Origin of the sequence: Wenjunlia tyrosinilytica (genome assembly GCF_014646055.1) — a bacterium.
GTDB classification, from domain to species: Bacteria; Actinomycetota; Actinomycetes; order Streptomycetales; family Streptomycetaceae; genus Wenjunlia; species Wenjunlia tyrosinilytica.
In genome coordinates, this window is the sequence record NZ_BMMS01000001.1 from 235,754 (window position 1) to 261,228 (window position 25,475).

24 protein-coding genes are annotated in these 25,475 nt (G+C 71.0%); 15 read left to right on the forward strand and 9 right to left on the reverse strand.

What is annotated here, in order from left to right:
- The first annotated feature begins 27 nt into the window (after positions 1-27).
- Positions 28-588 (forward strand): hypothetical protein, encoded by a 561-nt coding sequence (locus IEY86_RS00990; RefSeq protein ID WP_189129498.1) that lies wholly within the window; start codon positions 28-30, stop codon positions 586-588.
- Positions 589-805: 217 nt separating this feature from the next.
- The gene (locus IEY86_RS00995; RefSeq protein WP_189129499.1) at positions 806-1,468 is read left to right on the forward strand and encodes an HAD-IA family hydrolase; all 663 of its coding nucleotides are present in this window, start codon (positions 806-808) and stop codon (positions 1,466-1,468) included.
- Positions 1,469-1,491: 23 nt separating this feature from the next.
- On the opposite strand, the gene IEY86_RS01000 is transcribed toward IEY86_RS00995, so the two are convergent.
- Positions 1,492-1,665: a hypothetical protein gene (locus tag IEY86_RS01000; protein ID WP_189129500.1), complete on the reverse strand. Its 174-nt coding sequence runs from the start codon at positions 1,663-1,665 to the stop codon at positions 1,492-1,494.
- A gap of 323 nt (positions 1,666-1,988) precedes the next feature.
- Positions 1,989-2,753 (reverse strand): ABC transporter permease, encoded by a 765-nt coding sequence (locus IEY86_RS01005; protein WP_229698061.1) that lies wholly within the window; start codon positions 2,751-2,753, stop codon positions 1,989-1,991.
- A gap of 202 nt (positions 2,754-2,955) precedes the next feature.
- Here IEY86_RS01005 and IEY86_RS01010 point away from each other — a divergent pair, with 202 nt between their 5' ends.
- From IEY86_RS01010 to IEY86_RS01020, 3 genes are all read left to right on the forward strand, one after another.
- Complete coding sequence (locus IEY86_RS01010) at positions 2,956-3,612, forward strand: HNH endonuclease family protein (protein WP_189129501.1); 657 nt, start codon at positions 2,956-2,958, stop codon at positions 3,610-3,612.
- Between the two features lie 181 nt (positions 3,613-3,793).
- Positions 3,794-5,599, forward strand: coding sequence for an alkaline phosphatase D family protein (locus IEY86_RS01015; RefSeq protein ID WP_189129502.1), 1,806 nt, complete (start codon positions 3,794-3,796; stop codon positions 5,597-5,599).
- Positions 5,600-5,730: 131 nt separating this feature from the next.
- Positions 5,731-7,578 (forward strand): FAD/NAD(P)-binding protein, encoded by a 1,848-nt coding sequence (locus tag IEY86_RS01020; protein ID WP_189129503.1) that lies wholly within the window; start codon positions 5,731-5,733, stop codon positions 7,576-7,578.
- Between the two features lie 77 nt (positions 7,579-7,655).
- On the opposite strand, the gene IEY86_RS01025 is transcribed toward IEY86_RS01020, so the two are convergent.
- Positions 7,656-8,864: a helix-turn-helix domain-containing protein gene (locus IEY86_RS01025; RefSeq protein WP_189129504.1), complete on the reverse strand. Its 1,209-nt coding sequence runs from the start codon at positions 8,862-8,864 to the stop codon at positions 7,656-7,658.
- 165 nt (positions 8,865-9,029) lie between these two features.
- Between IEY86_RS01025 and IEY86_RS01030 the strand changes: the two genes are divergently transcribed.
- Positions 9,030-9,614, forward strand: a complete 585-nt coding sequence (locus tag IEY86_RS01030; RefSeq protein ID WP_189129505.1) for an ATP-binding protein — start codon at positions 9,030-9,032, stop codon at positions 9,612-9,614.
- A gap of 172 nt (positions 9,615-9,786) precedes the next feature.
- On the opposite strand, the gene IEY86_RS01035 is transcribed toward IEY86_RS01030, so the two are convergent.
- Positions 9,787-10,272, reverse strand: a complete 486-nt coding sequence (locus IEY86_RS01035; protein WP_189129506.1) for a GNAT family N-acetyltransferase — start codon at positions 10,270-10,272, stop codon at positions 9,787-9,789.
- A gap of 66 nt (positions 10,273-10,338) precedes the next feature.
- Between IEY86_RS01035 and IEY86_RS01040 the strand changes: the two genes are divergently transcribed.
- Positions 10,339-11,142, forward strand: coding sequence for a polysaccharide deacetylase family protein (locus IEY86_RS01040; protein ID WP_189129507.1), 804 nt, complete (start codon positions 10,339-10,341; stop codon positions 11,140-11,142).
- 34 nt (positions 11,143-11,176) lie between these two features.
- On the opposite strand, the gene IEY86_RS01045 is transcribed toward IEY86_RS01040, so the two are convergent.
- Together IEY86_RS01045 and IEY86_RS01050 are read right to left on the reverse strand one after the other, a co-directional pair.
- Positions 11,177-13,072, reverse strand: coding sequence for a ricin-type beta-trefoil lectin domain protein (locus IEY86_RS01045; RefSeq protein ID WP_189129508.1), 1,896 nt, complete (start codon positions 13,070-13,072; stop codon positions 11,177-11,179).
- Between the two features lie 211 nt (positions 13,073-13,283).
- Positions 13,284-14,630, reverse strand: a complete 1,347-nt coding sequence (locus tag IEY86_RS01050; protein ID WP_189129509.1) for an ROK family transcriptional regulator — start codon at positions 14,628-14,630, stop codon at positions 13,284-13,286.
- Positions 14,631-14,874: 244 nt separating this feature from the next.
- Between IEY86_RS01050 and IEY86_RS01055 the strand changes: the two genes are divergently transcribed.
- From IEY86_RS01055 to IEY86_RS01070, 4 genes are read left to right on the forward strand one after another with little or no spacing between them, the layout of a single operon-like run.
- Positions 14,875-16,206, forward strand: coding sequence for an ABC transporter substrate-binding protein (locus IEY86_RS01055; RefSeq protein WP_189129510.1), 1,332 nt, complete (start codon positions 14,875-14,877; stop codon positions 16,204-16,206).
- Entirely contained in the window at positions 16,206-17,201 is a 996-nt protein-coding gene (locus tag IEY86_RS01060; protein ID WP_189129511.1) for a carbohydrate ABC transporter permease, read from the forward strand. Before IEY86_RS01055 ends, IEY86_RS01060 begins: the two co-directional genes overlap by 1 nt.
- Positions 17,194-18,084: a carbohydrate ABC transporter permease gene (locus tag IEY86_RS01065; RefSeq protein WP_189129512.1), complete on the forward strand. Its 891-nt coding sequence runs from the start codon at positions 17,194-17,196 to the stop codon at positions 18,082-18,084. The genes IEY86_RS01060 and IEY86_RS01065 overlap by 8 nt, the downstream gene beginning before the upstream one ends.
- A gap of 29 nt (positions 18,085-18,113) precedes the next feature.
- Positions 18,114-19,472, forward strand: coding sequence for a GH1 family beta-glucosidase (locus IEY86_RS01070; protein ID WP_189129513.1), 1,359 nt, complete (start codon positions 18,114-18,116; stop codon positions 19,470-19,472).
- 90 nt (positions 19,473-19,562) lie between these two features.
- On the opposite strand, the gene IEY86_RS01075 is transcribed toward IEY86_RS01070, so the two are convergent.
- Positions 19,563-20,141 carry a TetR/AcrR family transcriptional regulator gene (locus tag IEY86_RS01075; RefSeq protein ID WP_189129514.1) on the reverse strand — a complete coding sequence of 193 codons (579 nt, stop codon included), beginning with the start codon at positions 20,139-20,141 and terminating at the stop codon, positions 19,563-19,565.
- 87 nt (positions 20,142-20,228) lie between these two features.
- Here IEY86_RS01075 and IEY86_RS01080 point away from each other — a divergent pair, with 87 nt between their 5' ends.
- Together IEY86_RS01080 and IEY86_RS01085 are read left to right on the forward strand one after the other, a co-directional pair.
- Positions 20,229-20,600, forward strand: a complete 372-nt coding sequence (locus tag IEY86_RS01080) for a DUF4267 domain-containing protein (protein WP_189129515.1) — start codon at positions 20,229-20,231, stop codon at positions 20,598-20,600.
- A gap of 101 nt (positions 20,601-20,701) precedes the next feature.
- Entirely contained in the window at positions 20,702-21,193 is a 492-nt protein-coding gene (locus IEY86_RS01085) for a cupin domain-containing protein (protein ID WP_189129516.1), read from the forward strand.
- Between the two features lie 54 nt (positions 21,194-21,247).
- Here IEY86_RS01085 and IEY86_RS01090 read toward each other — a convergent pair whose 3' ends face one another.
- Positions 21,248-21,844 (reverse strand): N-acetylmuramoyl-L-alanine amidase, encoded by a 597-nt coding sequence (locus tag IEY86_RS01090; protein WP_189129517.1) that lies wholly within the window; start codon positions 21,842-21,844, stop codon positions 21,248-21,250.
- 224 nt (positions 21,845-22,068) lie between these two features.
- Here IEY86_RS01090 and IEY86_RS01095 point away from each other — a divergent pair, with 224 nt between their 5' ends.
- Positions 22,069-23,355 carry a pyroglutamyl-peptidase I gene (locus tag IEY86_RS01095; RefSeq protein ID WP_229698063.1) on the forward strand — a complete coding sequence of 429 codons (1,287 nt, stop codon included), beginning with the start codon at positions 22,069-22,071 and terminating at the stop codon, positions 23,353-23,355.
- Between the two features lie 26 nt (positions 23,356-23,381).
- On the opposite strand, the gene IEY86_RS01100 is transcribed toward IEY86_RS01095, so the two are convergent.
- Positions 23,382-24,596, reverse strand: a complete 1,215-nt coding sequence (locus IEY86_RS01100) for a lipase family protein (RefSeq protein WP_189129518.1) — start codon at positions 24,594-24,596, stop codon at positions 23,382-23,384.
- 444 nt (positions 24,597-25,040) lie between these two features.
- On the opposite strand from IEY86_RS01100, the gene IEY86_RS01105 reads away from it, so the two are divergent.
- A complete protein-coding gene (locus tag IEY86_RS01105; protein ID WP_189129519.1) occupies positions 25,041-25,460 on the forward strand; it encodes a TOBE domain-containing protein in 420 nt (139 codons plus the stop codon).
- Positions 25,461-25,475 lie beyond the last annotated feature (15 nt).

The following is a 25,475-nucleotide window of genomic DNA, read 5'->3' on the forward strand; positions in this document are numbered from 1 at the left end:
GCCGGAGCCTGGGGCAGGCTGTTCCCCATGGCACCCGGATTCGGCCCCCTGGAGTTCCAACTCGTCCTCCTGCGCAGAATGGCGGACCACCATCCCGAGCTCGTGGAGGCGGCGCTGCGCGAGCTCGCCATGACCCGGACCGAGATGCGTGAGGCCAACCGCCGCTGGCAGGCGATGGTGCGCTCGCGCTCCTTCCCGCGCGGCGACCGGCGCTACGCCGCCGTTCTGGGGCCGCCGGAGAGCGAGGACGAGCGGCGTATCGGCGACATGACCAGCCGGGCGCTGCGCTGGCGCGTTCCGCTGTGGCCCTCGCTGCGCTTCGAGGTGCTGATCGGCCCCGGCGGGGCGGTCTGGAACGAATGGCTCGTCCGCGCCCCGGACGCCCCCTCCCCCGCGCTGAACGGCCTCGAGGACCTCGCACCGTGGTGCTGCACGGTGGACGAGGTGGCCCATGCCTTCCCTCCGGCGACGCCGATGGAGGGCACGGCACCCACGCGGTGGCGGCTGCTGATCACGATTCCCGGCGAGGGCCGCCACATCGCCGACTTCACCTGGGGACTGCTCCAGGAGGTCTCCCCCCTGTCGTAGTGGGTCCAGCGGTGCTACTTTGTATACCGGAGAAACAAACTGGGCTCCGCGCCCCACCCCGACCTGACCAGGGGCGCGGAGCTCCTCCACCTCCCCCGTCCGCCCTGGCCCGGGTGAGCGGGGCACTGCTGTGAAGTCCACCGCTTTCGCGCACCACCGCCTGTGTGCACCACCGCCTTGCGCACCACCGCTTTCGCGCCGCTGGGAGAAGAAGACGATGACCGAGCTGACCGCCCGCGCCCTCCTGCTGGACATGGACGGCACGCTCGTCAACTCCGACGCGGTCGTGGAGCGCTGCTGGCGCAGCTGGGCCGTCGAGAACGGACTGGATCCCGAGGCAGTGCTCCCGGTGGTCCACGGCCGCCAGGGCCACGCCACGATGGCCGTCCTGCTGCCCGACCGCCCCATGGAGCTGAACCTCGCGGACAACGCCCGGATGCTGGAGCGGGAGAACGCGGACGTCGACGGCGTGGTCCCGGTCCCCGGCGCACCCGACTTCATGGCCGCCGTCAAGGACCTCCCGCATGCCGTGGTCACCTCCGCGGACGACCGGCTGATGCGGACCCGGATGGCCGCGGCCGGCCTTCCTCTGCCCCCCGTCCTGATCACCGCCGAGTGTGTGAGCGTGAGCAAGCCCGACCCGGAGGGCTTCCTCAAGGGGGCGGCCGAACTGGGCTTCACCCCCGAGGAGTGCGTCGTCTTCGAGGACTCCGAGGCGGGAATCGCCGCCGGGCTCGCCGCGGGGATGCGGGTGGTCGGCGTGGGCCCGCGCTCCGGGTCCGGCCCGCAGGCTCCGACCGCCGTCGTCAGGACGCTGGAGCAGGTCGAGGTCACGGCCGACCCCGGCACGGGCCTCGTCCGGCTGACGCTCACCCCCTGACGGCGCTCACGACGTGAGCGCCGTCAGGGGATCGCCGCGGCGGTGATGGCGGCGCTCGACGAACGCGGCGGCGATCCCGCAGAAGACATGGACCGCCCGGTATCTGGTGCGAGCATCAGGCCCGCGAGCAGGCCGCCGTCCCGGTGCCCGCGTAGCCGCCGCACGCGGTCGCCGGGAAGCTCGGCGAGGAAGACCACACCTAAGGTGATCGCGGCGACGGTGAGGCTGAAACAAGGGTGTGTCCGTTCCGGTCGGGCTGCCCGCACCGAGGAATCCGGGGAGTTCCGGGGACGCTTCGGCACGGCAACGCTGAATTCAGCACTGCGGCCGAAGGTCTCGCCGGCGCGGCCGCCTCACTGAGGCGCTTGCCAAGTGCCGCGCTCCGGGCGCCGGGCCGGCCTCCTCGCGGAGACGGGCCGGTATGTCGACAGTCCGAGGTCCCTCCTGCCCGGCAGGAACCGCACGCGGTCCACCGAGCACAGGAGGAAGGGCTACTCCCCTTCGCTCCTGCAAGGAGCCGTCACGCGTGTCGCGGGGGCCTGGTCACCCGGCCCCTCGCGACCAGCTCCAGCACCAAAGCCACCGCCACCGCCTCCACCTCCAGCAGCGCGACCAGCACGAACAGCTGCACCGCCCCCGCCATCAGCGGCGACGCCCCGCCGAGGAGCATGCCGACGAACGCCCCGGGAAGGGTGACCAGCCCCACCGTCCTCGTCTGGTCCAGCGCGGGGATCAACGCGCCCGCCGCCGCGGTGCGGGCGATCTCCAGTCGCGCCTGCCGGTCCAGCAGGCCGATCGACATCGCCGCCTCCACCTCCCCGTGCCGGGTCTCCAGCTCCTCCAGCGCGCGCCGACCGGCCAGGACCGTGGCCGTGAGCGCCCCGCCTATGAGGATGCCGCTGACCGGGATGAGCGCGATGCCCCGCAGCGGTACGAGTCCGCAGGTCACGAGCGCCAGGACAACAGGGGCCACCCCCATGGCGATCGGCACCGCCACCCACCGCCACGAGCGGTCGGAGGTGATCCGGCGCCCCGCCGTGCGCACCGCCACCGCGAACATCACCAGCAGGAACACGAAGAGCAGCGGTAGCGACTCGAGCGCCCAGCGGATGACGAGGGCGACCGCGGCGAGCTGCACGGCCGCCCGGACCCCGGCGAGGACGATGGCGCGCGCGTGGCCGAGCCCGGCCACCGCGGCGACACCGGCCGCCGCCGCGAGGAGGACGAAGAGGACCGCACCGAGAGTCGTATTGACCGGGAGCAGGGTGCTGGCCGACGTGATCACGGGGCTCACCCTAAGTGCCTTGCGGCGTGAACTTCCCCATATGCGAGCAGACCTGGTGCTCCATCACCACCCTCCACCCCCTTGATTCTGACGTGCACATGCCGCCAGCCTGTTACCTGATGCACACCGTGGCGAAACCCTCCACCGAAACGATTCCCCACGGTCCAGCCGCTCCACAACGACATCGCGCCCTGGAGGCACCGTGTTCTCGTTCTACGCGCGTCAAACCCGCCCTTCCCTCGCCGCCCTCGCCGCCGCCGTGGGCCTCGCCACGACGGCCACGCTGCTCGGGGGATCCTCCGCCCAGGCCGCCCCGCCCACCCCGCCGAGCGCGGCCACCGCCCGCGGCTACCTCGCCGCCCTCACCGTGCAGGCCGAAGGCTCCTCCACCGGCTACAGCCGCGACAAGTTCCCGCACTGGATCACCCAGAGCGGGACCTGCAACACCCGTGAGGTCGTCCTCAAGCGCGACGGCACCGGCGTCGTCCAGGACTCCAGCTGTGCGGCCGTCAGCGGCACCTGGTTCTCCCCCTACGACGGCGCCACCTGGCACGCCGCCGCCGACGTGGACATCGACCACGTCGTCCCCCTGGCCGAGGCCTGGCGCTCCGGCGCGAGCAGCTGGACCACCGCCAAGCGGCAGGGCTTCGCCAACGACCTCACCCGCTCCCAGCTCATAGCCGTCACCGACAACGTCAACCAGGCCAAGGGCGACCAGGACCCGGCCGAGTGGCTTCCGTCGGTGACCGGCTACCGCTGCACGTACGCTCGTATGTGGGTGTGGGTGAAGTACTACTACTTGCTCACCGTGGACTCCGCGGAGAAGAACGCGCTCAGCTCCATACTCAACGGCTGCTGAGACCGGCCGCTGAGACGGGCTGCTGAGACCGGCCGCTGAGGTCAGCCGCTGAGGCCGGCTGCTGAGGCCGACCGCTGGGAACAGGGCCGAACAGCTGCTGACCTTCCCCGGAGCCCGACGTTCGGGAACACTGGCCCCCACCCAATCGTCGCCGAAGGGGACGAAGCAAGGAGGGGCCAGGATGCCCGAGCTGTTGTTGGGCCCGCTGCTGCGCTACGTGGACGCGGACAGCGCCACCGTCTGGGTCGAGACCGACCGGCCCTGCACGGTGCGGGTGACCACGGACGCCGGAGCCGGCGGCTCGTCCTCCACCTGGCGGGTCGCCGGCCACCACTACGCCCTCGTCCCCGTCACCGGCCTGCGCCCCGCCACCACGACCGCCTACCAGGTCACCCTCGACGGGGACCGGGCCTGGCCGCTCCCGGACTCGGCCTTCCCGCCGAGCACGATCCGCACCCTGCCGAGCACGGACACGGGTGCGGCCACGGGTGCGGTCGCGGACACGGGCACCGCCGAAGACGCGGGCACCGCCGAGGACACGGGCACCGCCGAGGACACGGGCACCGCCGACGATGCGGCCACGGCCACGGATGCCGCGGATGACACGGGTACGCGCACGGCCTCCGGGTCCGCCCCCGAGCTCCGCGTCTCCTTCGGCTCCTGCCGCTGGGGCTGCCCCTCGACCGTGCGCCACACCCCCGGCGGCGACAAGGTCGGCCCGGACGCCCTCGACGCGCTCTCCGCCCGCCTCGCCGCCGACCCCGACGGCCCCGAGCGCCCCGATGTGCTGCTCCTGCTCGGCGACCAGGTCTACGCGGACGAGACCTCGGCCGCCACGCGCGACTACCTCGCCGGAAGGCGCGACCTGGACACCCCGCCCGGCGACCAGGTGGCGGACTACGAGGAGTACACCCACCTCTACTACGAATCCTGGCGCGACCCCGAGATCCGCTGGCTGCTCTCCACCGTCCCCACGTGCATGGTCTTCGACGACCACGACGTGATCGACGACTGGAACACCTCGGACTCCTGGCGCGAGCAGATCCGCGCCGCCGACTGGTGGTCCGAGCGCATCCTCGGCGGCCTGACCTCGTACTGGGTCTACCAGCACCTGGGCAATCTCTCCCCCGACGAGCTCGAGGCCGACAAGCTCTACGCGGCCGTGCGCGCCGCGCACGACGGGGCGGACGAGCTGCGCGCCTTCGCCGCCCGAGCCGACGCCGACCCCATGGCCGCACGCTGGAGCTACCACCGGGACTTCGGGCGCACCCGGCTCCTCATGGTCGACTCCCGGGCCGCGCGCGTCCTGCGGGAGGGCGAGCGGGCGATGCTGGACGACGCCGAGATGGCATGGCTCGAGGAGCTGGCCACGAACGGCTCGTTCGACCACCTGCTCATCGGCACCTCCCTGCCGTGGCTCCTGCCGCCGGGCATCCATGACGCCGAGTCGTGGAACGAGTCGTTGTGCGGCGGTCGGCGCGGACCGCGTTGGGCACGGCTGTCCGAGAAGCTTCGGCGGGCCGCCGATCTGGAGCACTGGGCCGCGTTCCGCCGCTCGTTCGACGACCTGGCGAGGATCGTCGCGGGTGTCGGCAGCGCGCCGAACGCGCCCGCCACCGTCTGCGTCCTGTCCGGCGACGTCCACCATGCCTATCTGGCCGAGGCGCGCTTCCCAGCGGCGATGCGCAGCCGGGTGCTCCAACTCACCTGCTCGCCCGTGCACAACGCCGTACCGGCCGCCATCCGCGCCGGGTTCCGCTTCGGCTGGAGCCGCCCCGCGCGCTGGATCGGCCGAGCGCTGGCCCGCCACGGCAAGGTGGCGCCGCTGCCGGTGACCTGGGACCGGCTCAACGGTCCGCACTTCGGCAATCAGCTGATGACGCTGACGTTGAAGGGCCGCGCCGCACGGCTGCGGCTGGAGCGGGCGGTGCCGAGTCGGCCCCGCGCGCATCTGTCGCCGACGTTCGACGCCACCATCACGGAGTGATCTGCCTCACCCCCAATTCCCCCGTACCGGCGCACACCGGAACCTCCACGTCCACTCCTAGGGCCAAAGGTCGTCCGAACGGCGCATGATGTGCTCTCGCCCCCAGCCCCAGCTCTGCAGGAGACGAAATCTTGGCCGGAGAGCACCCCGCGATAGCCGTCGTCGGAGCGGGCCCGCGAGGCACCAGCGTGCTGGAGCGCATCTGCGCCAACGCGCCGGAGCTAGCTCCGGGCGGCCATCTCACCGTCCATGTGGCCGACCCCGCTCCCCCGGGTCCCGGGCGGGTGTGGCGCACCGCCCAGTCGCGGCTTCTGCTGATGAACACGGTGGCCTCCCAGGTGACGCTGTTCACCGACGAGACCGTCGACTGCGAGGGGCCGGTCCGTCCCGGCCCCAGCCTCTTCGAGTGGGCCGCCGAGGCGGGCTGCCCGATCGGGCCGGACGAGTACCCGACGCGCGCCTTCTACGGCCGCTATCTCGAGTGGGTCTTCAACCGGACCGTCCGCACCGCCCCGGCCCACGTCACCGTCCGTGTCCACGAGGCGCTGGCCGTCTCGCTCGACGACACCTCGCTCACCCTCGAGGACGGCACGGTGCTGGCGGGCCTGTCCGCCGTCGTCCTCACCCAGGGCCACCTGCCGACCGCCCCGACCCCCGAGGAGAGCGCCCTCGCCGAGCACGCCCTCGCCCACGGACTGCGCTACGCGGCCCCGGCCAACCCCGCCGACCTCGGCGAGCTCGAGCTGATCCCCCCGGGCGAGCCGACCCTCCTGCGCGGTCTCGGCCTCAACTTCTTCGACCACATGGCCCTGCTCACCCTGGGCCGGGGAGGCACCTTCTCCGAGGGGGACGGGGGTCTGGTCTACCACCCCAGCGGCCGGGAGCCGCGCCTGTACGCGGGGTCGAGGCGCGGGGTGCCGTACCACGCGCGCGGCGACAACGAGAAGGGCGCCCACGGCCGCCACGAACCCGCCGTCATCACTCCCGACGTCATCGCGCGCCTGCGCAAGCGGGCCGACGCCGGGGACCACCCGGACTTCCTGCGTGATGTGTGGCCGCTGGTCTCCAAGGAGGTCGAGAGCGTCTACTACTGCGCCCTGCTGACCTCCCGTGGGATGGAGCCCGAACGTTTCCGCGCCCGTTTCCTGGACCTCGCGCCCTCCTCGGCCGGCGAGGAGGACCTGCTCGCCGAGTTCGGCGTCCCGGCGGCGGACCGCTGGGACTGGGAGCGGGTCGCCCGCCCCCACCTGGGACGCTCCTTCACCGGTCCCGCCGACTTCCGCGAGTGGCTGCTGACCCATCTGAGGCAGGACATCCACGAGGCCCGCCGGGGCAATGTCGCCGGCCCTCTGAAGGCCGCCCTCGACGTCCTGCGGGACCTGCGCAACGAGCTGCGCCAGATCGTCGACCACGCCGGGCTGTCCGGCGACTCCCACCGCGACCACCTCCAGCGCTGGTACACCCCGCTCAACGCGCACCTGTCCATAGGTCCGCCCCGCAGGCGTATCGAGGAACTGGTGGCGCTGATCGAGGCGGGGGTCGTGGAGATCCTCGGCCCCGGCCTGACCGTACGGACCCGCGATGGGGCCTTCCTCGCCTCCTCGGCCGAGGTCCCGGGCCCGCCGGTCGAGGTCACCACCCTCATCGAGGCCCGCCTGCCCGAGACCGACCTGCGCCGTACGACCGATCCCCTGCTCTCACGCCTGCTGGCGCAGGGCCGCTGCCGCCCGCACACGGTGACCGGCCATGAGACCGGCGGGCTGGACGTGACCGAGCGGCCCTACCGCGTGGTGGACCGCGAAGGCCACCCGCACCCGAGGTGGTTCGCCTGCGGAGTCCCCACCGAGGGCGTGCACTGGGTCACCGCGGCCGGCGCGCGCCCCGGCGTGAACTCGGTGACGCTCTCCGACACGGACGCCGTCGCCCGAGCGGCCCTCGGGGTCCCTCCGCCCGCGAAAGCGGGTGCGGACCGGCGGTGACGCCCGGAAGGCCGGTCCCACCGACCGGCCCCGGCGACCGGTCCCGTGTCGGTCTCGCAGGTCGGACACGCAGATCACTAGGCTGCCGGGTGCTCAGCGAGTAGCGCGGCGACATCCGGCACGTCCATGTAGCCCTGCAAGCGGCGGAGGATGACACGCACCCGTTGCGCAGTTCTTTCTGACGCTATATCAGATGACAGGGTGATGACGCGTCCCGTCACCTCGGCTGCCTCTTCCGGCTCGTTGGCGTCAGCGAGAGCCACAGCCAGCCATGAGAGATACAGCGCCATTTCCCGCACACGCGTGGCGTCGTATTGGCCGAGCACTTCCCGGAGCAAGGGCACGGCGCGCAAGGGCCGGCGCAGCTCTGTGTAGACGCGCGACTCCATGACGCGAAGCTCCCCGGCGTCAAGCCAGTAAAGGTAGGCGGGTGACTCCAGACCCTCGCTGTCTTGCGCCAACGCTTCCGAGGCTTCCCCCAACGCACGCATGGCCGGTTGTGCTTCGCCTGCCTGAGTGTGCGCCCAGGCCACCCGGTCCAGGTACAGCGCGCGGGCTTTCGGCGGAACGTCGGGGCCGCAGTCGCTGAGCGCCGCACGGGCAAGCGCGACACCTTGGGCCTCCCGGCCCGTGTTGCTGAATTGGTAGGCCAACGACCCGGCGATATTCCCGGCCAGCGTGCGGTCTTCCGCCTGCCTCGCCGCGCTGATTCCCAGCCGATAGATGCGCTCAGCCTCTTCGTGCCTCCCGGCGTCGCTGGCAATCCATCCAGCGATCTGCGCCAACTCGCCAATTTGCCGCAGAAGTTGCCGCCCGACTTCGCTGGTGTGCGTTCCTTCCCGGTACAGCCTCACGGCGGAGCGCAGTTCACGGAGCGCGGGGCGGATGAGGTCTCCTCCGGCCAGCACGTCATCAGCGAGCCTGAGCCCGTGCACACGCTGTCGCAGGGCGTCCACCGCGCCCATGCCGACACGGCTTCCGGTACGAGCTTTGAGCGGCCTCAGCGGGTCACCTTCGGGCAGGAAGTCGCTCAGCGTCGGCAAAGGCGGCTCAGCCGGCTTCTTCGGTGCTTTGAGGACTTCCACGGAGACACCCAGAACCCCAGCGAGGCACGGCAGCCACTCTCGGGGTGTGCGCTTCCCCTTCTCCCATCGGCTGACCTCTTGCCGTCCGACCGGATCACCGATCAACCCGGCAGCACGACAGACCTCATGGGCCAACCGTGCTTGGCTCCACCCGCGTTCTTCGCGTAAACGCCGGATGTTGGCCCCGATATCACTGCTCATGTCCCCATTCTGGCCGACAGCCGGCCGACAGAGGGCCGCTGGCCGCTGATCACTGAAGCGCGGAGCATCGGAGCTTGGGCGCGAACAAAAAAGAAGCACCGGTAGGCGCGGGCTCGCGCCGCTGGAATGCGCCGCTCATGCCGGATGACAAAAGGAGCAGGGGACATGGCTATACCGATGACGCCGCCCTCGTCTGTCGATGAACCGTTGCCCAAGGGGGGCGTGGGGGAGCGCGGACTGGTTGAACCCGCGTGGCGAGATCTGCGGCCGGATCGCTTCGGGTCGCAGGTGCTGTACCGGGCCGCGTCTTTGCGGTTGGACGGTACGCGGGCAGACGCGGCTCGTCAGGGGCGGCTGCTGGCGACGGCGGCGCTGGCCGACTGGCGTCTGTGGCCGGTGCAGAGTGACGCGGTGCTGTGCGTCTCCGAGCTGGTGGGCAACGCCAAGCGGCACGCGGTGCGGCCGGTTATCGGCAGTGCTGATGATCGCCGGGTGTCAGTGGGGCTGTGGTGCCGGTCCGGTGAGCTGCTGTTAGGGGTCGGCGACTACGACGCGCACATGCCGAGACTGCCGGTGGAGGGCGATGATCCGTCCTTGATGGACGAGGGCGGGCGGGGCCTGCGGATGGTCGCGGCGCTGTCGGACGGGCTGTTCTGCAAGCGGGCGGCGCACGGGGGCAAGGTCGTCCTCTGCCGGTTCGTACTGGCCCGCTACGGGCTGCGGCCGTGCGCGGTCGGGGGTGCGGCGTGAGGCAATGCGTGATGTCGGTGCTGTACGCGGCCCTGTGCGTGGCTGCCGTCCTGTCTTTGGCGGCCACGAGCGATCCGCACCAGAGCTGGGCGGGGGCCGAAGGGTGTCCGCTGCTGGCGCTGCGGCTTCCGGCCGATCCGGGGCCCCTGGTCGCCGGGGGCCGCGGCGTCGGTCAACCCGCGCTGCCGGTACCGCCGGGCGGGACGCTCACGCGGTAGAAGACCTTGCCGTCCTGCGCCCGGGCGCCGAGGGATTCATAGAACTTCAGCGCCACCGGATTGTCCCGGTCGGCCGTCCATTCGATCCGGCTGCAACCGGTGTCGCGGGCGGCCTGCCGCAGGGCCTCCATCAGGAGCCGGGCCGTGCCCTTGCGGCGGCCCGGCTCCCGGACGTAGAGCTCCTTCAGATACAGCGAACAGGTGACTCCCACGGCGGGCCATATGGAGGAGTAGCAGGCGATCCCGAGGGTGACACCGCCCTCGCGGGCGAGCAGGACGCGGGCGGCGGGGTGGTCTGCGAAGAGCAGTTCCCTGACGCGCTCGACGCGCTCGGCGGCGGGCGGAGCGGCCCGCGAGCCGTAGTAGTCCTCGATCTCCTCGATCAGCTCCGAGATCACCGGTGCGTCGTCCGCCGTCGCGTGCTCCACCACCACCGTCATCCGGGCACGCTACCCGCCCGGCGTGGCTGGCATGCCGGGCCGCGGGTACCGCATACCTTGATCATCGTGAACAGACGGATCATCGGATCTCTCACACTCACCCTCGTGCTCACGCTGGGCCAGGGCGCCCTGTCGGCCGGCCCGTCCTCGGCCGCCCATGCCCCCATCGCCCGTGCCCACGTCGCCCATGCTCCCATCGCCCATGCCCCGATCACCCATGCCTCCGCCACCCTTGCCCCCGCCTACGCGTACGACGAGTCCCGCTGCGGCAACAGCTCTGGCCGGGTGCTCCTGACCTTCGACGACTGGGCCTACAGCGATCCCCGCCGGGCCACACGGATCGGCGAGTATCTGGAGGACCGGGGGATCCGGGCGGCGTTCTTCCTGATCGAGGAGTTCGCCAAGGAGTACCCCGACATCGTCCCCACGCTGCGGCGGCAGGGCCACTGGGTGGCCAACCACACGTACTCGCACCAACTCCTGACCGCACTGACGTACGAGCAGGCCGAGCAGGAGATCGAGAACGGGGTGCACAGCGATCTGCTGCGCCCGCCGTACGGCTCCTACGGGGAGCGCGAGAAGTCCATCGCCGACTCCCTTGGCTACCGGATGTGCCTGTGGACCATCGACACCCTCGACTGGGAGGAGGCGGGCGACGGCTTCCGGAGCGTGGACTCCATCCGGGACAGGGTGCGGGACGCGCCCTCCTCCGCCAAGAGGAACGGGGTCGTCCTCGGGCACCTCGACTACAACTACCCGGACGCGGTGCCGGGGATCATCGACGATCTGGAGGAGGACGGCTACCGGCTCTGCCGCAACGACGGCGCGGTCGGCGAGAAGGTGCCGTCCCCGCTCGACTGCGCCGACTGAGCCGCCACCGGCGGAGCCCGGCCGGGTCGCCCGGTCAGCCGGTGGGCGCCGTCCACTTCTGGTTGGCGCCACCCGTGCAGGTCCAGATCTGCAACGGGGTCCCATTGGCGGAGTTGTTGTCCGTCACATCCAGGCACTTGTCGGCCTGCGGATTGACGAGGTCATGGGTGGAGGCGTTGTACGACCAGTTCTGCGCCCCCGTGCCATTGCAGTCGTACAGCTGGGTCCTGGCTCCGTTCGCCGTGGAGCCGGAGGCGACGTCGAGGCACTTGCCGAGGGCGCGCACGGTCCCGTCGGCGCCCAGCGTCCATGTCTGCGCCGAGGTCCCGTTGCAGTCGTAGAGCTGGACGGCCGTGCCATTGGCGCTGTTGGCGCCGGCGACGTCGGCGCACTTGCCGGCCAGTCCGGTGATCGGGCCGGTGGCCCCACCGCCTCCCCCATCCTGGATGCCGTTCCAGGTGAAGGTCGCGGAGGTCTTGGTGGGGAGGCTGTAGGAGAAGGACTGCCCGCCCCAGTTCACCCGCACGGTCTGGGAGCTCGCGGTGTCGTTGTAGGCGATCAGCGCCTTGGAGCCGTCGGGATTGCGCCAGGCGACGTTGGGCACGGAGGAGTTCGCGGTGGAGGCGATGCGGTGGGCGCCCGGCCTCACGAACTTCGTGAGGTGGCCCATCGTGTAGTACTCGACGGTGTAGTCGACCTGTCCGCTGCGGCCGTCGCCGTTGTGGACGGTGACCAGGCCCGTGCAGGTGTCGCAGCCGCCGTTGTGCGGGCCCATGTTCTGGTCGACGGCCAGGCTCCACTTGACCACCGACTTACCCCAGTTGCGGGTGTAGTCGATGATGTTGCGCATGTCCTCCTGCTGTTGGTCGCCGATCCAGGTGCCACCGGAGTGCTCGGTGTCGAAGGCGTCCAGCGAGGGGTACTGGTTGTGCACGGTGGTCTGCTGGGCGACATCGCCGCCGTAGCCGTGCCAGGCGATCCCCCCGAACAGGGAGTCGTTGCGGATGCCCGCGTCGTCCACGATGGGTGCCGCGTAGCTGCCGTACTGGTCCCAGTTCCAGTCCAGGGCGAGCACCTTGGCGGTGAGGTTCGCCGAGTGGAGGGCGGGCAGCAGATTGTTCTTCGTGAAGTAGTTGAGCCCGGAGCCGTTCCAGCTCATGGAGGGGTAGCCCGAACAGCAGGTGGGCTCGTTCTGCACGGTCACAAGGTTCACCGGGACGCCCTGGGCCTGGTACGCCTGGAGGTACTTGACGAAGTACTGGGCGTACGAGCCGTAGAACCGGGACTGGAGCCAGCCGCCGTTGAGGCTGCCGCTGTCCTTCATCCAGGCCGGGGCGGTCCAGGGGCTGGCCATCACGGTCAGCCGGGGGTTGAGCTGCCGGGCCTGCTTGGTCAGGGGCACCACATCGGCGAGGTCATGGGCGATGGAGAAGCGGCTCAGGCCCGGATCGGTCTGCCCGGAGGGCATGTCGTCGTAGGTGTAGCCGTAGCGGGCGAGGTCGGAGGCCCCCATCGGGTTGCGCAGGAAGGACAGCCCGATGCCGTCGCCGGGGTCGAAGAGTTTGCGCATGACCGCGTCACGGGTGGCGCCGCTCAGGGCGCCGCTGCTGTTCATGAGCCATGCGGCGGTGTCGGTGAACGAGGCGCCGCCACCGGTGAACTGCTGGTAGCGCGTGTTCTCGTCGACGGTGATGGTCTGGCCGCTGCCGCCGGTGCCGGAGGAGAACGAGACGGGAGTCTGCCGTTCGAGGCCACGGGTGACCGAGCGGCCCCCGGAGTCATCGGTGGTGGTCAGCCAGATGTTCACCTGTTCATTGGCGGCGTGGGCGGTGGGGGCGGCCGGGCCGATCCCGATGGCTGCCAGAAGGCCGGTGACGGTCATCACCGTCAGAGCTCGCAGACGTGGCCTGCGACGGCTGAACGCGGGCATGGCGGATCCGCCTTTCGGCTGGGAGGGATCAGTGCGCGAGCGAGGAGCGTGGGTGTGCGTGGATGTGCACGTTGCCGGAATTGTCAGGAGCATGACAGATACAGGAGTGAGCCACCGGACTTCCGGACTTCGCCACCGCTTACTTCACGACGTGATTTAACTCCTGGCCGAATGGGGCGTCAAGGCTTCACGCAGTAAACGCCGTTCGGGCTCAAGGCCGCCCCGCGGCCGCCTCCGCCGGGCGGCCCCTTGGTGAAGTGGAGGCTTTCGGCGCTCCATTGCGCGCCGGGTCGCCCGGCTCCGGACCGCCCGCCCGCGAGCCCCTCGAGGCCCGCGAGCCCCCCGCCCCCGTGCCGCGGGTTTCCAGGCCGCCGTTTTCGAGGCCGCCGCATTCGAAGAAGTGCGCCAGCGGAAGGGTCGCCGCACCCATCGCCACGGCGTCCGGACCGAGGCGGCACAGGTCGATCGTGGCCTGGGCGAACGGGTGCCGCAGCGCATAGGAGGCCGCCGCCTCCCGGATCTGCGGCAGGAGGCGGGCACCGAGCATGAGCCCTGCCCAACCGCCGAGGATGATCCGCTCGGGATTGAAGAGATTGATCAGGTCGCCGATCCCCGCACCGAGGTAGAGGGCGGTCTCGTCCAGGACCGCCCGGGCCTCCCGCGAGGTGTCGGCGGCCTTGATGAGGACGGCGAGCGCGGTCTCCTCGTCGGGGGCGGTGACCTTGCCGTACCGCTCGATGACGCCTTCCGCGCCGACGTACGCCTCGAGGCAGCCCGCCGCCCCGCAGCGGCAGGCGCGCCCGCCCACCTGCACCACCGTGTGGCCCCACTCGCCGGCGCTACTGCTCGCCCCCCGGTACGGAGCGCCGTCGGTGACGATGCTGGCGCCGACACCGGAGCCGACGAGCGCGACAACGGCGTTGCGCGCCCCCCGTCCCGCGCCGAACCACAGCTCGGCCTGGCCGAGCGTCGTGGCCCCGTTGTCGATGAACAGCGGCAGTTGGGTTCCCTGGGCCAGCAGCCGTTCGAGCGGTACGGCGTCCCATCCGATCGTCTGGCCGTGGACCAGGACCTCTGGGCCCTGCTCGACGGTGCCGGGCACTCCCACGCCGACACCGATGATCGTCGCCGGGTCCACTCCGCTGTCCGCGACGACCGCGTCGAGTCCGGCCAGGATGTGGCCGACGATCGGCTCGACCGCGTAGTCGCCGGGGGGCAGGGGATGGTCGGCCCTGGCCAGTTCGGTCAGGCCGAGGTCGAACAGTTCGACGCGCACCCGCGTCTCGCCGACGTCCACACCCACGAGATGAGCCCGCCCGGGGTCCACCTTGAGGAGGATGCGCGGGCGGCCGCCGTCCGACTCGACGGCTCCCGCCTCGACGACGATCCCCGCCTCGACGAGCTCACCCACGACGTTGCTGACGGAGGCCGGGCTGAGCCCGGTGTCCTGGCTCAGTTCCTGCCGGCTGAGCGGCCCCTCGAAGTACAGGTGGCGCAGCAGCCCCGAGCGGTTGCCCCGGCGCAGGTCACGCACCGTGCGCCTGTTGCGTTCCGGCATGCCCCGTCCTCCCCCGACGGCCTCGACCGTTCGGATTCTCGTGCACGAAGTCTTGACTCGCCATTTTCTCACAAGTTAAATCACGACGTGAATTAAGTGACGCAGGGCAGCCCTCCCGTGATACGCACGCCCCACACCGCACCTCCTCCACCGGCACCTCCTCCCCCGCACCTCCTCCCACCGCTCCTCCTCCATCCGCACGTCCTCCACCCGCACCCCACGCACTCCTGAGAGGCAGCCGACGATGCGCCGTACATGGACACGCAAGCTCTGGACCGCCGCCACGGCCACCGCTCTCGTCGCGGGCGCCGCTGCCTGCGGAGGTGGCAGCGCCACCTCATCGGCCGGGGGCAACGGCTCCCCGAAGACGCTGACCTACTGGGCCAGCAACCAGGGCGCCGGCCTCGAGGCGGACAAGGCGATCCTCACGCCGGAGCTGAAGAAGTTCGAGAAGCGGACCGGGATCAAGGTCAAGCTCGAGGTCGTCCCCTGGTCCGACCTGCTCAACCGCATCCTCGCGGCCACCACCTCCGGCCAGGGTCCCGACGTGCTCAACATCGGCAACACCTGGTCGGCCTCGCTCCAGGCCACCGGTGCCCTGCTGCCCTTCGACGACAAGGTGATGGAGCGCATAGGCGGCAAGGACCGGTTCGTGGCCAACGCGCTGGCCGCCGCGGGCGCCGAGGGCAGGCCACCGGCGGCCGTTCCGCTGTACTCGCTGGCCTACGGCCTCTACTACAACAAGAAGCTGTTCAAGGAGGCGGGCATCGACGCCCCTCCAGCCACCTGGGACGAGCTCGTCGCCGACGGCAAGAAGCTCACCGGGCACGGCCGGTGGGGCCTCGCCGTCGAGGGCGCCAGCTACACCGAGAACGTCCACCACGCCTTCGTCCTCGGACAGCAGCAGGGGGCCCGGCCGTTCACCCCCGAGGGCAGGCCGGCATTCGACTCCCCCCAGCAGGTCACGGCGGTGAAGGACTTCGTCGACCTGATGGCGAAGGACCGGATCGTCAACCCGGGCAACGCCGAGTACGCCAACCAGCAGTCCGTCACCGACTTCGCCCGCGGCAAGGCCGCGATGCTGATGTGGCAGGCCGCGACCAGCTCCCTGAAGAAGCAGGGCATGGACGCCGCCGACTACGGCATCGCGCCCGTTCCCCTGCCCGCGAAGACCCCGCCCGGTGGCAAGCAGGTGACCTCGATGGTCGCCGGGATCAACCTCGCCGTCTTCAAGAACACCGACAACCGCGACGGCGCGCTGAAGTTCGTGAAGTTCATGACCGGCAAGGACGAGCAGCGCATCCTCAACAAGACCTACGGCTCGATGCCCCCGGTCACCGACGCCTATGGCGACCCGGCCTTCGAGACACCGGAGCTGAAGACCCTCCGGAAGGTCCTGGCGGACTCCGCCGCACCGCTGCCGCAGGTCCCCCAGGAGAGCCAGTACGAGACGCTGGTGGGCAACGCGGTGAAGAAGCTGTTCGCGGACGCGGCCTCCGGCCACCCGGTCACCGAATCCTCCGTCAAGGCCGAACTCACCAAGGCCAAGCAGCAGATGCCGGGGGGCAAGGGCTGATGCCCGCGGCCGCCAAGGTCCGTCCCCGGGCGGACCATCCCCGACCGGTGGCGCCGCCGCCCCGCGAGCGCCCGGCCCGTCGGCTGACCGCCCGGCTGCGCGGCCCCGCCCTGCCCTACCTGCTGATCCTCCCGGCGCTGGCCCTCGAACTGCTCATCCACATCGTGCCGATGGCCGTCGGCATAGGGATGAGCTTCCTGGAGCTCACGCAGTTCTCCATCCGCGACTGGACCACCGCGCCCGGCGCCGGACTCGACAACTACCGCCTCGCCATCGACTTCAACGCACCCGTCGGCCAGGAACTGCTGCACTCCTTCTGGATCACCTGCGCCTACACCCTGCTCTCCGTCGGCCTGTCCTGGCTGCTGGGCACGGCCGCGGCGGTCCTCACGCAGGGGCCGTTCCCGGGGCGCGGACTGCTGCGCACGCTGTTCCTGGTGCCGTACGCGCTGCCCGTCTACGCCGCCGTGATCACCTGGAGCTTTCTCCTCCAGCGCGACAACGGCCTGCTCAACCACGTCATCGTGGACCAGCTCCACCTCACCCACGACCGCCCGTTCTGGCTGCTGGGCGGCAACAGCTTCTTCGCGATCGTCGTCGTCTCGGTCTGGCGCTCCTGGCCGTTCGCGTTCCTCGCCCTGACCGCGGCACTGCAGAACATCCCCCGGGACCTGTACGAGGCGGCCGCCCTCGACGGCGCCGGGATGTGGCAGCAGATCCGCCGGATCACCCTGCCGTCCCTGCGGCCCGTCAACCAGGTCCTGCTCCTTGTGCTCTTCCTGTGGACATTCAACGACTTCAACACGCCCTATGTCCTGTTCGGCAGGTCCGCGCCCGCCGAGGCAGACCTGATCTCGATCCACATCTACGAGAGCTCGTTCGTCACGTGGAACTTCGGCACCGGCTCGGCGATGTCCGTGCTCCTGCTGCTGTTCCTGCTCGTGGTGACGGCCGGATACCTGCTCGCCACGAGGAGGAGGACCGCCGATGCCTAGGCCCACGGCGTCCAGGACGCCGACGCGCACCGCCCGCTCCCCCATGGCGCCGCCCCGCGCGTTCCTGTGGACCAGGCGGATCGTGCTCACCCTGCTGGCGGTGTTCACCCTCGCGCCCCTCTATGTGATGGTGAGCTCCTCGCTCAAGCCGCTGGGCGATGTCCAGTCCCGCTTCACCTGGTGGCCGTCCACCTTCACCGTGCGGCCCTACCTCGACATCTGGGACACCGTTCCGCTCGCCGACTACTTCGTCAACAGCCTGATCGTCTCGGTCAGCGCCACCGTGCTGTCGGTGGCCGTGGCGGTCTTCGCCGCCTACGCGATCAGCCGCTACCGCTTCCGTGGCCGCCGGGTGTTCTCGGTCGCGGTGCTGTCCACGCAGATGTTCCCCGGCATCCTCTTCCTGCTGCCGCTGTTCCTGATCTTCGTCAACATCGGCAACACCACCGGCATCGCCCTCTACGGCAGCCGCGCCGGGCTGATCATCACCTATCTCACCTTCTCCCTCCCCTTCTCCGTCTGGATGCTCGTCGGCTACTTCGACTCGATCCCCCGAGACCTCGACGAGGCAGCGCTGGTGGACGGCAACGGGCCCATCGGCGCCCTGTTCCGGGTGGTCGTCCCCGCCGCCGTACCGGGCATCGTCGCGGTCTCCGTCTACGCGTTCATGACCGCCTGGGGCGAGGTGCTGTTCGCCTCCGTCATGACCAACGACACCACCCGCACCCTCGCCGTCGGCCTTCAGGGCTACGCCACCCAGACCGATGTGTATTGGAACCAGGTCATGGCCGCCTCGCTGGTCGTCAGCCTCCCCGTGGTCGCGGGGTTCCTGCTGCTCCAGCGCTACCTCGTCGCCGGACTCACCGCCGGAGCCGTCAAATGACCGCTCCCCACCCCGCGGAAGGGCACTCCATGGATGAGCTGACCGCCTTCGGCCCCGACTTCGTCTGGGGCACCGCCACCTCCGCCTACCAGGTGGAGGGGGCCGTGGACGAGGACGGGCGCCTGCCGTCGATCTGGGACACCTTCGCCCGGACACCGGGCGCGGTCGACAACGGGCACACCGGCGAGACCGCCTGCGACCACTACCACCGCTGGTCCGAGGACATCGGGCTGATGCGGCGGCTCGGCACGGACGCCTACCGCTTCTCCGTGGCCTGGCCCAGGGTCGTACCCAAGGGCGAAGGCCAGGTCAACGCCCCCGGACTGGCGTTCTACGACCGGCTGGTGGACGCCCTGCTGGACGCCGGGATCACCCCGCATGTCACCCTCTACCACTGGGACCTGCCCCAGGCGTCGCAGGACCGGGGCGGCTGGCAGGAGCGTGAGACCGCCGAGCGGTTCGCCGAGTACGCGTTCGCCGTCGCCCGCGCGCTCGGCGACCGGGTGACCGACTGGGCCACGCTCAACGAGCCGTTGTGCTCGGCGTGGATCGGCCACCTCGAGGGGCGGATGGCACCGGGCCTGACCGACCTCACCGCCGCCGTCCGGGCCTCCTACCACCTCCATCTGGGCCATGGCCTCGCCACGCAGGCCGTACGCGCGGCGGCCACCGCCCCGCCGTCGGTCGGCATCGTCAACAACCTCAGCCCGTGCGAGGCGGCCTCGGACCGGGAGGAGGACATCGCCGCCGCCCACCGCGCCGACGGGCACACCAACCGCTGGTGGCTCGACCCGATCCACGGCCGCGGCTACCCCCAGGACATGCTCGAGCTGTACGGCGTCGACCTGCCCGTCCGGCCGGGGGACCTCGACGTCATCGCCACTGCGCTGGACTGGCTCGGCCTCAACTACTACTTCCGCAACGTCGTGGAGAACGACCCCGACGGCCCGGTGCCCCACGCCCGCTCCATCGACGTTCCGGGCGCGCACCGCACGGCGATGGGCTGGGAGGTGCATGCCGCCGGACTTGAGGAGATGCTGGTGCGGGTGGCCCGGGAGTACCGCCCCGAGCGGATCCTCGTCACCGAGAACGGCTCCGCCTACCCGGACACGGTAGGCCCCGACGGCCGGATCCACGACCCGGAGCGCACCGCCTATCTGGAGGCCCATCTCGCCGCGTGCGCGGCGGCGGTCGAGCGGGGCGCTCCCCTGGCGGGCTACTTCGCCTGGTCACTGCTGGACAACTTCGAGTGGGCCTACGGCTACGACAAGCGCTTCGGCCTCGTCCACGTCGACTACGCCACGCAGAAGCGCACGATCAAGGGCAGCGGGCACCGCTACGCCGAGATCGTCCGCGCCCACCGGAGCCGGGCGGAGCGGGCCGCCTGACCGGCGCGGCGGGCGATCCGCTCCCCGTCCTCCATGCCGTCCTCCACGCCGTCCTCCACGCCGCCGTCATGCCGTCCGTCATTCCGCCCGTCATGCGGGCGGGGAGAAGTGGCCGATCAGAAGGGCGAGTCGGCGGTCGTGGCTCTCACGGCGGAGGCGGCCACTGCGCATGAGGGTGATGAGGCCGTGCAGGCCGCTCCAGAAGGTCTCGGTGAGGGCGTCCGGGTCCTCGTCCCCGGCCAGCGGCTCGATGACCCGGTGCAGTGAGGCGAAGGCCTCGCGCAGGGCGGCAGGGGCCTCGGGGGTGGCGAACGGCAGATCGACGGCGCGGACGAACATCGCGTCGTACAGCGCGGGGCGCCGATCGGCGAACGCCGCGTAGGCCTCGGCGACGGCGGCAAGGGCCTCGCGCGGGCCGGGCGCCGAGGTGCCGGCCGCCCGCAGCTCGCCCGCCATCTCGGCGAAGCCCTGGACGGCCACTGCGACCATGATCGCGTCCTTGCCCTTGAAGTGGCTGTAGAGAACGGGCTGGCTGTACTCGATCTCGGCGGCGAGGCGGCGGGTGGTCACCGCGTCCCAGCCCTCGGCCTCGGCCAGCTCCCGCGCGGCCGTGACGATCAGCCGCTCACGCTCCGCTCGTTCGCGCTCCCGGCGCTCCTTGATCGACATACAGCAGATTCTAGCACCGCTAGCGCCAGTATCAGCGATCTGCTAGTGTCGCTTTCATTCCTAGCAGCGCTAGAAGTAGCCATCGGCGTGCTTACCACCACCGCTTACAGCCTTGCCGTCGTGCTCGACCTGTTCGTCATCCTGATCGGCGCCCGCTTCCTGCTGGTGCCCCAGCCCGCCGCCGCCGGCTACGGCGTGCCCGCCAAGCCGAACGGCGATGCCGCCTACCTGACGGTCAAGGGCCTGCGAGACACCACTTTCGGCATCATGGGCCTGGCCCTGCTCTTCTTCGCCGGCGCCCACGCCGAGGCATGGTTCATGCTGGCCGTGGCCCTGACACCCCTCGGTGACACGCTGATAGTGCTGCGCCACGGCGGCACCAGGGCCGTCGCCTTCGGCATCCACTTCGCGACCGCCGTCGTCGTGCTCACCGGCGCGGCCCTGCTGTTCGCCGTCTGAGATCGCCTTCTGAGATCGCCGTCCGGGATTCATCGCCCGAGATTGCCGTCCGGGATTCGCCGTCCGAAAACCGAATCGCCCACTCACCGGGGAGTCATGAGATGTCGCTGATCCTGCCGGACTTCGACGAGTCCGTGATCGTCCGTTCCGCGGAGGCCGAAGTGGTCGGCCGAGCCCCCACCACCATCCGGATGCTCGCCGACAGCGGTTCGACCGGCGGCGCGCTGTCCACCCAGCGGGTCACCCTCACCGGCGGCGCCGACGGCGCCAGGCCACACCACCACGCGCGCTCCGCCGAGATGTTCTACATGCTCGACGGCACCGCCGAGGTCCTGTCCGGCGGCCAGGTCGTCACCGTCGAGCGCGGCGACCTGGTCGTCGTGCCGCCCGGCCTCCCGCACGCCTTCGGTGCCGCACCCGGGCATGACGCCGACATCCTCGTCGTCATCACGCCCGGCGTCGAACGGTTCGAGTACTTCCGCCATCTCGAGCGCATAGCCCTTGGCAAGGTGCCGCCGGAGAGCCTGCTGGAGGTTCAGGGGCTCTACGACACCCACTTCCTCGAAAGCGCCGCCTGGGAGGAGCGGCGCTAGGCCGCCGCGGGCAGGCGGCGGACCAGGCGGCGCGGAAGGCTGTGCGCCCGCGCGCTAGGTGCCCAGCCGGTCGGCTATCCGGGCCCGCATGCCCGCCATCGTGAAGCCGCGCGGGTCCACCTTGCCCGGTTGCCATTCGAGGTGCCCGATGACCGACTTCTCGGTCCATCCGTGCACCCGGCACACCGCGGCCGCGGCCTTCTCCACGGCCTCCAGCTGCACTTGCGGCCACGGGTCCTTCCCGTCACCGAGGTTCTCGCACTCGAAGCCGTAGAAACGGGCGTTGCCATCGGTGTTGGCCTCGTTGTCCGGCGGCAGCGGGAACCGCTCGGCGATGACGGCCCTCAGTACGTCGTCGTCGCCGCGCCCCGCGTGGTTGGCCCTGCCGTACCCGACGAGGTGGACGGTCCCGTCCTTGGTGATGACGCCGTGGCACAGCGGCCCCGGCAGCCCGGAGTAGCCGTCGCGGCAGATGCGGACCGTGGCTTGCGAGCCCTGGGTGACGGTGTGATGGATCATCACCCCGTTGACGGGACCCCAGGGGCCGACGTGGTTGCGGTTGTGCGTGCGCCACTCCCCGACTTCTACGACATGCAGCCCCTCGGCTTTGAGGGCTCTGAGAAAACGGGACGCGCTCATGGGATCGGACATGGCTGCAAACCCCCTTGGCGGGGCGGAATGGGTGTGTACATTTCAGATACCCACCGAAACCAACTCCCTACCCTCCGTAAGCGGATTGAGTGCCCGCCGGTTCCATCCCGCGGCCTCCGAGGCCGGCTGGAGCCGCGAATACCGCCGCCGACACCGCCGTGGACGTGGCTAGACTGCGGACCGCTTGTCGTGACCGCGCCAGGACCCACCGTGCTGGAGGCAGTATGAGCAAGTTCCTTGTCCGCCTGTGTGCCGCAGTCGTCTCGCTCGTCGCGTGCGCCCCCTCGCAGTTGCAGGGCGCGGCCTCGGCCGCCGACCGGGAACGGACCGCGTGTGCCGACCCCGCCGCGGCCGTGACCGTGGAGGAGCAGCGGCTGGACCGGCCGGTGCCGCAGGAGATCCTGCGGCGCAGCGGATTCGACGCGGCGGTCGCGCGCTTCGGTCAGGATCTGTGCCGGGCAGGGTCGTTGACCGCCGCGCGGAGCGTGGTCGACGTGCGCGGGCGGCAGTTGTGGCGCTCCGCGGTCGACCGGGTCCAGGGAAGGGGACCGGCCCAGGGCGATCTGCGCCGCGACGACGACCGGCCGCTGTACTGGGCGCGGCTGGCGATGGCCAGGGCGCTTCGGCAGTGGCAGCCCTCCTTCTCACTGGAGGACGCCCGGCGCGAGGAACTGATCGGACGGCTGGAGCGCACCTCACGCGGGCAGGACGCCATCTCGTTCGGCTGCGGCGACCGGGTCAAGCGGATCCTCGTCACCGGCTTCGACCCGTTCACCCTCGACCGGGACATCAGGATCAGCAATCCCTCCGGGGCGTCGGCGCTCGCCCTGGACGGCGTCACGGTCGAGACCGCCTCGGGTCCGGCGAGGATCGAGACCGTGGTCTTCCCCGTCCGCTGGCGGGACTTCGCCGAGGGCACGGTCGAGCGGACCCTGCTGCCGTACTTCCGTCCGGGACCGCGGCGGGTGGACATGTTCACCACGGTGAGCCAGGGCCGCCCCGGCCGGTTCGACGTCGAGCGGTGGAACGGCGCCTGGCGCGGTGGCTTCGGCGACAACGAGAACGCCTCCAGCACCGGCGTGGTGCCGATCCCCGAGGACGTCCCCGCCCAGCACCCGCAGCCCCAGTGGACCGTGACGACGCTGCCCTACAAGGCTCTCGTCGACGCCGGCACCGGGCGTTTCCCGGTGCGGGACAACACCTCCGTCACCGAGATTCCCGCCGGGCAGAGCACCCCCGTAGTGCGCGACGACGGACCCACCGAGGGCTCGGCTGCCCGCGCGGGCGGGGGCGGCGACTACCTGTCCAACGAGATCGCCTACCGTGCGACCGCGCTGAGGGACGCGGTCGGCCTCAAGGTGCCCGGCGGCCATGTCCACACCCCTGTGCTGACGTTCGGGGCCGGCAACCCCGACCAGGTCACCGACCCCGAGTTCGTCCGCAACCGGCTCGACATCGTCGCCCAGGTGCGTGCGATCCTGACCACGGCCGCGGGCACCCTCGACGGCTGACGGGCTTCGCGGGCCGTGCGCCCGCCCTAGCCCTCGAACCGCTTGGCGGCCCAGGCCAGCAGGTCGGGCAGGGCCGCCTTCATGACTCCGCCGTGGTCGGCGCCGACGTAGAACTTGAAGGTCACATCGGTGCCGGCCGCGGCCAGTTGCTTCGCGGTCAAGGCCGTCGCGGGCGGGTACACCGTCCGATCGGCCGTGCCCTGGGCGATGTAGACCGGGGCGCCGTACTTGGCGATGGGGACCTCGCCCACGCCCTCCAGCAGTTCGACCAGCTTCGCCGTCCGGGTCTCGTCCAGCGTCTGGAACTGCCCGACGGTCACATGGTCCGCCGCCATCTTCGCGGTGACGGCGTCAAGGCAGGACGAGCGCTTCGCGTCCCGGTAGTACCGCAGACCGAGGGGCGTGAGGTAGTCGGCGGGGTCGAAGCCCTGCGGATGCGTGGACGCGACCCCGGCGAGGATCATGGGCAGCAGCGGATTGGCCGGGTCCTCCGGCTTGTTGGGCAGGACGCTGACGGTGAGCTTCCACTGCGAGGGCGGGGCGGTGGCCACGGTGCCGCGGAAGTCCAGCTCGGGGGCGTACCGTTCGGCGCCGTCGCCCGTGAACAGCGAGGCCTGGCCGCCCTGCGACTGACCGACCGTCAGCCACTTGCGGCTGAGCGAGGGGACCACCCTGCGGGCGGCGCGCACCATGTCGATGACGGAGTGCGCCTCCGACTTCCCCACGAGGTAGGGGTGGGGGCCGGGGGTGCCCAGGCCCTCGTAGTCCGTCGCCACGACCGCGTAACCGGCGCCCAGCCACGCGCCCAGGTACTCGGCGTCCCGAGCCGAGCGGGGGTTGCGGGAGGGGGCGCAGTCGTCGGCGACCCCGACCGTGCCGTGCGCCCAGCCGACGACCGGATGCCCGCCCTTCGGCGCCTGCGTGTCGGGCACGAACACCGCGCCGGAGACAATCCTGGGCCCGCCGTCGGCGCTGGTCGACAGGTACAGCACACGGTAGGCGCGGGCGGTGTGCGGCAGCCACAGTTCCTTCGGCAGCGGGCGGGCGCTGAGCACGTGCCCCGCCCAGCCACTGCCCCATGAGGCCGCCGCCCTGGCCGCGGCGCCCGCCGCCGAGCTCTCCTTGGCGGCCGCCTGGGTGTGGGCCGCCTGGGCCACCGCGATCGACGTACCGTCGGCCGCCGCCAGGGCCAAGGCCACTGCCAGGGCCGTGGCGCCGCGGCGAAACCGGGTGCTGACCATACGAACACTCCCCCACTCGTCCTCCTGGCCCACTCGTCCGATGGGCCGTTCGACGTCGTCGAACTACCGGACAGTAAGTGGGAGTTGACCACGTCGGCAAGGGATGCGCGCACATGCCGCGGGCAAGCGAGCGCCCCGCTGTCGACGGGGGATGCGATAGCGGGGCGTGAGAACAACATTAGCCCGGGGACGACGTGGCGGCGCGCTTCCGTTGCGTCCGGGTCCTGCCGTGCAGCTTCCTGCCTCACCGGTAACAACGGCGCGTAGGGCCGGCCCCACGGTCCCTCTCGCCAGGATGAACGGGCATCTTCCCCGCGGAATTCCCGCTTCCACGGACCTGTTCGAGGCCGGGCGCGGGACATCGGGGCGTGCCTGAGGCGATCCGGACGCGGCGGATGGCAGCCTGGCACTCCCGGCACACCACCGACGATACGAGGCGCCCCCATGAGCCTGAGCATCCGCAACCAGTTGCCCGGCACCGTCCTGTCCATCGCGCGGGGCGAGGCCATGGCCACCGTCAGGGCCCGCCTGTCCGGCGGCGGGCAGATCACCGCCGCCGTGACCCTGGAGGCGGTGCGGGAACTCGGCCTCGCCGAAGGCAGCGAGATCCGCGCCCTGGTGAAGTCCACGGAGGTCGCCCTGGCCACCGGCCAGGTCTCCGGGCTGAGCATCCGCAACCAGCTCCCCGGCACCGTCTCGTCCGTCACCACCGGCGAGGCCATGGCCACCGTCAAGGTCTCGCTCGAGAGCGGCGACCTGACGGCGGCCGTGACCAAGGACGCCGTGGACGAACTCGGCCTGACCTCGGGGACGCGGGTGACCGCGTTGATCAAGTCCACCGAGATCGCCCTCGCCACGGCCTGATCGGCCACCGACGAG

Coding starts and splice junctions, on each gene's coding strand:
- IEY86_RS00990 (WP_189129498.1), top strand. CDS start 28: ATGGCACCCGGATTCGGCCCCCTGGAGTTCCAACTCGTCCTCCTGCGC.
- IEY86_RS00995 (WP_189129499.1), top strand. CDS start 806: ATGACCGAGCTGACCGCCCGCGCCCTCCTGCTGGACATGGACGGCACG.
- IEY86_RS01015 (WP_189129502.1), top strand. CDS start 3,794: ATGCCCGAGCTGTTGTTGGGCCCGCTGCTGCGCTACGTGGACGCGGAC.
- IEY86_RS01025 (WP_189129504.1), bottom strand. CDS start 8,864: ATGAGCAGTGATATCGGGGCCAACATCCGGCGTTTACGCGAAGAACGC.
- IEY86_RS01030 (WP_189129505.1), top strand. CDS start 9,030: ATGGCTATACCGATGACGCCGCCCTCGTCTGTCGATGAACCGTTGCCC.
- IEY86_RS01035 (WP_189129506.1), bottom strand. CDS start 10,272: ATGACGGTGGTGGTGGAGCACGCGACGGCGGACGACGCACCGGTGATC.
- IEY86_RS01045 (WP_189129508.1), bottom strand. CDS start 13,072: ATGCCCGCGTTCAGCCGTCGCAGGCCACGTCTGCGAGCTCTGACGGTG.
- IEY86_RS01050 (WP_189129509.1), bottom strand. CDS start 14,630: ATGCCGGAACGCAACAGGCGCACGGTGCGTGACCTGCGCCGGGGCAAC.
- IEY86_RS01055 (WP_189129510.1), top strand. CDS start 14,875: ATGCGCCGTACATGGACACGCAAGCTCTGGACCGCCGCCACGGCCACC.
- IEY86_RS01060 (WP_189129511.1), top strand. CDS start 16,206: ATGCCCGCGGCCGCCAAGGTCCGTCCCCGGGCGGACCATCCCCGACCG.
- IEY86_RS01065 (WP_189129512.1), top strand. CDS start 17,194: ATGCCTAGGCCCACGGCGTCCAGGACGCCGACGCGCACCGCCCGCTCC.
- IEY86_RS01070 (WP_189129513.1), top strand. CDS start 18,114: ATGGATGAGCTGACCGCCTTCGGCCCCGACTTCGTCTGGGGCACCGCC.
- IEY86_RS01075 (WP_189129514.1), bottom strand. CDS start 20,141: ATGTCGATCAAGGAGCGCCGGGAGCGCGAACGAGCGGAGCGTGAGCGG.
- IEY86_RS01085 (WP_189129516.1), top strand. CDS start 20,702: ATGTCGCTGATCCTGCCGGACTTCGACGAGTCCGTGATCGTCCGTTCC.
- IEY86_RS01090 (WP_189129517.1), bottom strand. CDS start 21,844: ATGTCCGATCCCATGAGCGCGTCCCGTTTTCTCAGAGCCCTCAAAGCC.
- IEY86_RS01095 (WP_229698063.1), top strand. CDS start 22,069: ATGAGCAAGTTCCTTGTCCGCCTGTGTGCCGCAGTCGTCTCGCTCGTC.
- IEY86_RS01100 (WP_189129518.1), bottom strand. CDS start 24,596: ATGGTCAGCACCCGGTTTCGCCGCGGCGCCACGGCCCTGGCAGTGGCC.
- IEY86_RS01105 (WP_189129519.1), top strand. CDS start 25,041: ATGAGCCTGAGCATCCGCAACCAGTTGCCCGGCACCGTCCTGTCCATC.